The 6,787-nt window shown below is 70.3% G+C and carries 5 protein-coding genes; 1 reads left to right on the top strand and 4 read right to left on the bottom strand.

The window, feature by feature from the left end:
• Positions 1-168 precede the first annotated feature (168 nt).
• Positions 169-1,392, bottom strand: a complete 1,224-nt coding sequence (gene mxcK, locus D7W81_RS21495; protein ID WP_120557263.1) for a myxochelin export MFS transporter MxcK — start codon at positions 1,390-1,392, stop codon at positions 169-171.
• Between the two features lie 289 nt (positions 1,393-1,681).
• On the opposite strand from mxcK, the gene dhaL reads away from it, so the two are divergent.
• A complete protein-coding gene (dhaL, locus tag D7W81_RS21490; protein WP_120557265.1) occupies positions 1,682-3,379 on the top strand; it encodes a dihydroxyacetone kinase subunit DhaL in 1,698 nt (565 codons plus the stop codon).
• A 6-nt stretch (positions 3,380-3,385) separates the two neighbouring features.
• On the opposite strand, the gene D7W81_RS21485 is transcribed toward dhaL, so the two are convergent.
• From D7W81_RS21485 to D7W81_RS21475, 3 genes are read right to left on the bottom strand one after another with little or no spacing between them, the layout of a single operon-like run.
• The gene (locus tag D7W81_RS21485; protein ID WP_120557262.1) at positions 3,386-3,856 is read right to left on the bottom strand and encodes an NUDIX hydrolase; all 471 of its coding nucleotides are present in this window, start codon (positions 3,854-3,856) and stop codon (positions 3,386-3,388) included.
• On the bottom strand, positions 3,853-5,274 hold the full coding sequence (locus tag D7W81_RS21480; RefSeq protein WP_120557261.1) for a DUF2380 domain-containing protein: 1,422 nt from the start codon (positions 5,272-5,274) through the stop codon (positions 3,853-3,855). The genes D7W81_RS21485 and D7W81_RS21480 overlap by 4 nt, the downstream gene beginning before the upstream one ends.
• Positions 5,275-5,285: 11 nt before the next feature.
• Positions 5,286-6,749, bottom strand: a complete 1,464-nt coding sequence (locus D7W81_RS21475) for a PH domain-containing protein (RefSeq protein ID WP_158621645.1) — start codon at positions 6,747-6,749, stop codon at positions 5,286-5,288.
• Positions 6,750-6,787: the final 38 nt, after the last annotated feature.

The raw sequence follows: 6,787 nt of genomic DNA, 5'->3' as shown, positions 1-6,787 counted from the left end.
GGAAGGCCTGGAGGTCACGCCCACCGAGGACGCGCTCAACACGGCGATCCCCGAGGCGCGCAAGGCGGGCGCGGACGTCGTCGTCGTGGTGGCGGACCAGTGCCCCACGGATCTGCAGCCGGTGCTGTCTGGGACATGAACGGGTCCTGGTGAGGGGTTGAGAGGGATTCAGGGCGTGGGCGTGACGTCCAGCCGCACGGCGCGGCCCACGAAGGTCCACAACATCCCGAGCGCGAGCGTGGAGATGCCCACCGCCAGCCAGCCCAGCTGCGCGAAGCCGATGAGCGTGCCGTCCGGCGCGGTGCTGAGCAGCAGGCCGCCCATCCAAGCGGCGAGCCCGGAGGCGCCGTCGCTGGCCGCCATGTTGACCGCGAGGTAGCGGCCGCGCAGGGACGGCGGCACCTGCGAGGCGACGAGCGCCATGGTGGGGATGGCGCGGCCGGAGGTGAGCGTCATGAAGAGCACGAACACGACGGCCACCACCGGCAGCGGCGACGGCGGCAGGTGCGTGAAGAGCAGGTGCGGCGCCATGGTGGCGACGAGCAGCAGCGCCAGCGCGCGCGCGGCCCCCAGGCGGTCCGCCATCCGGCCAATCCAGTGCGAGCTCACGAACGTGGCCGCGCCGCCCACCAGGTACACCCACGGCAGGTCCGTGAGGGACAGGCCCACGTTGTTCACCATGAAGGCGCCCAGGTAGGGGATGAGCAGGAAGCTGGCGAACACCACCGTGAAGGTGAGGCCCCAGCCCAGCGCCAGCCGGGGCGTGAAGCCCGCGGCGGCCGCCGCACCGGACGCGTGCGACAGGTGCCCGTCCACGCGGGGGAGGAAGCGCAGGAGCAGGAGCCACACGACGCCCGCGAGTCCCGCGAGGACGATGAACGGCGAGCGCCAGCCCCCCAGGTTCGCGAGGCCCAGCCCCAGCGGCACGCCCGCCACGGCGGACAGCGCGTACGCGGTCATCACGGTGCCGATGGCCTGGCCCCGGCGCTCCGCCGGCACCACGTCGCTGACGATGGCGATGACGACCGCGCCCATGAGCCCCGCGCAGGCTCCGGCCACGGTGCGCGCGAGGAGCAGGCCCGTGGCCCCGGTGGCCGCGCCGCACAGGAGGGTGGAGGCGATGAATCCCGCGTAGAGCATCAGGAGCGTGCGCTTGCGCTCCAGGCGGTCCAGCCAGAACACGCCCAGGACCCCCATGGCCGCGGACGCGAGCGTGTACGCGGACACCAGCGCACCGAACCGCGTCGCTGACAGCCCCAGCCGCTGCATCAGGAGCGGGCCCAGGGGCATCAGCATCATGAAGTCGACGACGTGGGTGAACTGCACCGCCGCGAGGAGCCACAGCAGCGTGCGCTCGCGCGCGGCGGGGGATGGAGCACTCAAGACAGTCACCTGAATCCAGACACACTTCGACCCTGACCTGACCCGGCAATGCCAGACAGGGCTCGGCCAGGCCCAGACGCGCTTCGCGCCGGACCGCCGTGATTTGTTGCAACTTGGCGAATGATAATGAGAATCAACATCACAAGTCTTCTGGAGTCAATGGGAAAGCGGGTTCCGTGACGCAATCGTCTGGCGGAGGGCTTGCACGGTGCGTCCAGCTTGACGGGGTGGATGCGGGGCGGAAGGGTGGGTGCCGAGAGCAGTCCGTCCCCGTTCCCGTCCGCCCAAGGAGTCGATGGTGAAGAAGCTCGTCAACGCGCCGCGCGCAGTGGTCCCGGAGATGCTGGAGGGTTTCGTGGCGCTCGCGCCGGGCCAGGCGTTGCTGGAGGGGGAGACGGTGGTGGTGCGCGCGGACGTGCCGGCGGCGCTGGGAGCGCGGAAGGTGGCGGTGTTGTCGGGCGGGGGCAGCGGGCACGAGCCGGCGCACGCGGGCTACGTGGGGACGGGGATGCTGCACGCGGCGGTGGCGGGGGACGTGTTCACGTCACCCAGCGCGGACGCGGTGCTGGCGGCGATCCGCGCGGTGGCGGGGACGGCGGGCGCGCTGCTCATCGTGAAGAACTACACGGGGGACCGGCTCAACTTCGGGCTGGCGGCGGAGCTGGCGCGGGCGGAGGGGATTACCACGGAAGTGGTGGTGGTGGCGGACGACGTGGCGCTGCTGGCCACGGTGGAGCCCGCGCGGCGCCGGGGCATCGCGGGCGTGGTGCTGGTGCACAAGGTGGCGGGGGCCGCGGCGGCGGCGGGAGCGTCGCTGGCGGAGGTGGCGCGCGAGGCGGCGGAAGCGGCGGCGGCGCTGGGCAGCATGGGCGTGGCGCTGGGGCCGTGCACGGTGCCTGCGGCGGGCCGGCCGGGCTTCACGCTGGGGGACGGGGAGGTGGAGTTGGGATTGGGCATCCACGGCGAGCAGGGCGTGAGTCGCGTGGCGATGCAGCCGGCGGACGCGCTGGTGGACACGTTGCTGTCGGCCATCGTGGAGGACCGGAAGGTGGGCCGGGGCGACCGGGTGGCGTTGATGGTGAACGGGTTGGGAGGCACTCCGCCCATGGAGCTGGCCATCGTGACGCGCCGGGCGTTGGCCTTCCTGGCGGAGCGGGGCGTGACGGTGGAGCGCGCGTGGCAGGGCACGTTCCTGTCGGCGCTGGAGATGCCGGGGTGTTCGCTCACGCTGTTGAAGGTGGATGACGCGCGGCTCGCGCGGTTGGACGCGCCCACGGAGGCGCCGGCGTGGCCGGGGCGGGGACAGGTGGTGACGCGGCGCCAGGTGGTGCCCGCGCGCAGCGCGCTCCCGACGGTGCAGGGCCATCCGAAGCCCCAGCCGGAGATGGCGCAGGTGCGCGCGGCGGCGCTGGCGGTGGCGGACGCGTGGGACGCGGCCGAGGCGCGGCTGACGGAACTGGACAGCCGGGCGGGGGACGGAGACTTGGGGCTGAGCCTGGCGCGTGGCGCGGCGGCGATCCGCGCGTTGCCGGAGCGGGCGTGGGCCACACCGTCAGGTGCGTTGACGGAGTTGGGGCAGGCGCTGCGCCGGAACATCGGTGGCAGCTCCGGGCCGTTCTACGCGACAGCGTTGCTGCGGGCGGCGCGCTACCTGGCGAGCAAGCCAGTGGACGCGGCGGGCTGGGCGAAGGCGTTCGAGATGGGTGTGGAGGCGGTGTCGGAGCTGGGCGGGGCGCGGCCGGGAGACCGAACGATGGTGGACGCGCTGCATCCGGCGGCGGCGACGCTGGTGCGCGCGGTCAAGGAGGGAAGGACGTTGGGGGAGGCGTGGGCGGAGGCGACGCGCGCGGCGGAGCAGGGCGCGGAGGCAACCACGGGCATGTCGCCGCGACTGGGCCGGGCCAGCTACCTGGGCGAGCGCGCGAAGGGGATTCCGGATGCGGGTGCCGTGGCGGTCGTCATCTGGATGAAGGCGCTGGGTGGGATTGGGGGCTGACGCGAGTCAGGCTTCGTTGTCGGGCAGGAGCGTGAGGAGCAGCGCGTCGTCGGGACCGAGGGGACGCCAGCCGGGTGGTGGTGGTGTGGTTCGGAGGGACGCCATGACCTGATCCGCGCGTTCCTGATACGCATCAGGAATGTAGGCAGACCATGACCCCAGCGCCTTGCCGATCTGGAATCGAGTCGCGTCATCCACGACAGCCGGCCAGCCATTGGGGACGCTCTGCGACAGCATTCGCACCAGGACGTCCCGCACGAAACGCGTGACCTGCTTGCGCTGTTCCGCTTCCGCGAGCAGACCGCCCAGCAACTGCACGCCAGCGACGTCGTCCTTACCCAGTTCCTCCGCCAGCACTGCCAGCGGTACGGCGGGACGTGCATCCGCGAATGCAGTGAGGGAGTCATAGCCACGTTCACGGACCCTCTCGTAGAGGCGGGCCTTCCAGTTGCCCTGCCAGGCACGCCCGTCAGTCATCGTTTTCTCCCAGAGATAAACTGCATCGGAATGCCGTAGAACTTCATGTTCTCCGCGACGGTCTTCAGGATTTCATTTCGCGTCAACGTGCGACCCGTTGCTCGCTCTGAATTCTTCAAGAGACGCATGATCAGTTGGTTCCATTCCCTGGGCCATGTACGGCCCAGTCTCCAATCACCGCCACCGTGAATCGCCTCGTGGTGTGACTGCTCCAGCCGGACGCAGAACTGGTCGATGTCCATCTCGCCCTTGAACCCGCGCTTCTCGAACCACTCGCGATGTTCCTGTGGCAGGACGTGGTGTTTGGGTGCGCTGGACATCCCGGCTCCGGCCCTGCCGGTCTCGTGCATGGCGCGAACCTCGGGGCTGTCTCCCAATGCCTCGCGCACGCCCTTGGGCAGGTCCTGCTTCGCCTGCGACATCAGCACCTGACCCGCATGGATGCGGACCGCCGCGCTGACGACGGGCGCGGAGATGACTCCCGCCTGGACGAGCTTGCGCATCCGCTCCACCCACTCTGCGGTGACGACGATGCGTGTGCCCATCATCACGCCCCCTGAGCCCATCACGAGGCCCATGCTCAACGTGACGGGAGCGGCGGGTGGCGGTCTGGGCAGCGTCCCATTCAGGGCTGATACCAGCGTGATCATTTCGAGGAACCGGGCCGCCGCGACGACCCGCCCGCCACGCTCCATCGCCAGGCGTGCGCCTTCCTGGATGGACTGGAACTCCCCGGTGAGCTGCCCCATCAATCCTGGCATTGCAGTCGCTGTGGCTTGCACCTTCTCCGGGTCCATTGAAGCGAGTGCCGTCATCGCGGGCTCGATCCGTTTCTGCACGCGGTCCAGGTCCACGAACAACCGCTCGACTCCATAGAAGGGGCACTCCTGCCGGATGACCTCCCCGAGACGCAGGAAGTCGAGCCAGGTGGCCAGAAGCATCGCGCCGGACATGGCAGCCTCAAGACGCGGCCCTGTCAGCCGGAGGATGCCCAGTCGCATGTCCGGGTCCTCGATGGTCTCCGAGGCGTCCGCGAGCGAAGTGGCTCTTGCGAGTGTGCCCCGCAGCCATGGCACCTGGATGGCGCCATAGTCGGTGTACGGCGTGAAGACGCCGTCGGTTCCTCCCAGGCCCTTCGTGTTCTCCGCGAGCCTGGGGAGCGTCCTCGCGACGCCATCCACCGTGGCCTTCGCTTCCCCGAGCGCCGCGATGACTGCCTGATGGGTGAAGGGGTCGTCCGGGGCTTCACCTCTCCGGGACCGTGTGTCCGGAGTTCGCCGACGCTCCGGGGCGCCGTCTGGCGTGAAAGCAGCCCTCTGGCGGAGGACCCGGGAACCGCTTCGGCCCGCTGACGGTTCCACACCCGCGCAGCCTGAGAGAATCAAGACCGCGCACAGCGCGACGACAGCTTCACGCATGGAGGTGTCACCTACCCAGGAAGCTGTACGCCCTGCGGAGGCGCACGACGCGTGGGGCGACGGGCCGGGAGTACGTCGATGAGCGACTGGGCCTCTGCCCAGCCCACGCTCGGCAGGATGACGTGTGAACCCGCCACGTCGATGCGCACGTGCCCGATGCCGTAGCCTCGCTCCAGGGGGCCTTGCCGTGCTCGCACGGACTGGATGCGCGAGCGCTGCACCACCGTCGTGCGCCTGTGCCAGAAGCCCTGTCGCACCACCACCAGGGCTTCCGTGACGAGCCATCCCTGGAAGCGCCAGTCGAACCAGGCACCCAGTAACTGCGCGGGCAGCAGGAGCCACGCCACCGCTCCCCATGCTCCCCAGAACCAGGTCGCGGGTGCCGCCACCAGCACGCTCAGGCCCACCGCCCGGATCCTCGCTCGCAGGAGCGCCTTGGGATGCGCGCCTTGGAAGGACAGCGCGTCAGGCAGCTCCGGCACGAACTCCCGCAGCAGCTCCGGCATGCGCGCCGTGGGCACCACCGGCACCAGCAACTCCGCTCGGTCCGCGGCCTCGTTGCCCGTGCGAACGCCCGCGGTCTCCACCTCCACCGAACCGAAGCCCAGCGTTCGGCGCATGAGCGGCTCATCCAGCACCACCTGCTGGATGCGCGCCCGCCGCACGGTCACCTGCCTTCTCGTGATGAGCCCTCCGACCGCTCGCAGGTGCGTGCCCGTATCCACCAGACGGAAGCCATGGAACCGCAACACCGCCCTCACACCACTCACCAGCCACAGGCCGAACAGCCCCGCGAGCGCCGCCACCGTCGCGGCCAGCCAGCTCATGCCCGGTGCCGCCAGCGACTCCCAATGCGCTTCCATCCACGGCAGCAACAGCTTGTGGAAGGTCTCGGTGATTTCATGCAGCGCGCCCAGCACCACCGCGAGCACGCCCAGGCCCAGCGCGGTCGCGCCGTAGAGCAGCAGGCCTCCCAGGCGGGCCTCGGAGAGCACTCGCTCCTCCGGGATGGATTCACCGGGCAGGGGCACCGCCACCGTGACTCCGCCCCGAACCGCCTGGAGCGCGTGGATCAACGCCTGCGCATCCTCTGGCGTGAGTCCGCGCAGGTGGCCGTCCGCCTTGCCCCCGGAGGCCGTCTCCACCTTCACCTCCACCAGCCCGAGCAGTTTCGACACGAAGGGCTGCAACACCTCCGTGTTCTGCACCCGCGCGGCTTCGATGAAGCGTGACGTGCGCGTGAGGATTCCGGAGCGGATCTCCAGCTGGGCATCCACCACGCGGTAGCTCGTCGTGGCCACTTCATAAAGCCCCGCGGCGAGCATCAACACCGCCAGGCCCACCACGATGACCCAGAGGACCGTGGGCAGGCCGCGCTCGCCCGCGAAGTACGTGGGCAGGAGGGCCCCCAGGAAGACGCGTGCGATCATCCCTGACAGGGGCACCAGCGCCGCGAGCGGCGCCTTCGCACTCAATCGCTTCCATGGGACCTCCTCCGAGGAGGCCAGCGCGA

This window comes from Corallococcus aberystwythensis, from assembly GCF_003612165.1.
GTDB lineage: Bacteria > Myxococcota > Myxococcia > Myxococcales > Myxococcaceae > Corallococcus > Corallococcus aberystwythensis.
This window is presented reverse-complemented; position numbering and strand designations above follow the sequence as displayed.

Coding starts and splice junctions, on each gene's coding strand:
- D7W81_RS21485 (WP_120557262.1), bottom strand. CDS start 3,856: ATGACTGACGGGCGTGCCTGGCAGGGCAACTGGAAGGCCCGCCTCTAC.
- D7W81_RS21480 (WP_120557261.1), bottom strand. CDS start 5,274: ATGCGTGAAGCTGTCGTCGCGCTGTGCGCGGTCTTGATTCTCTCAGGC.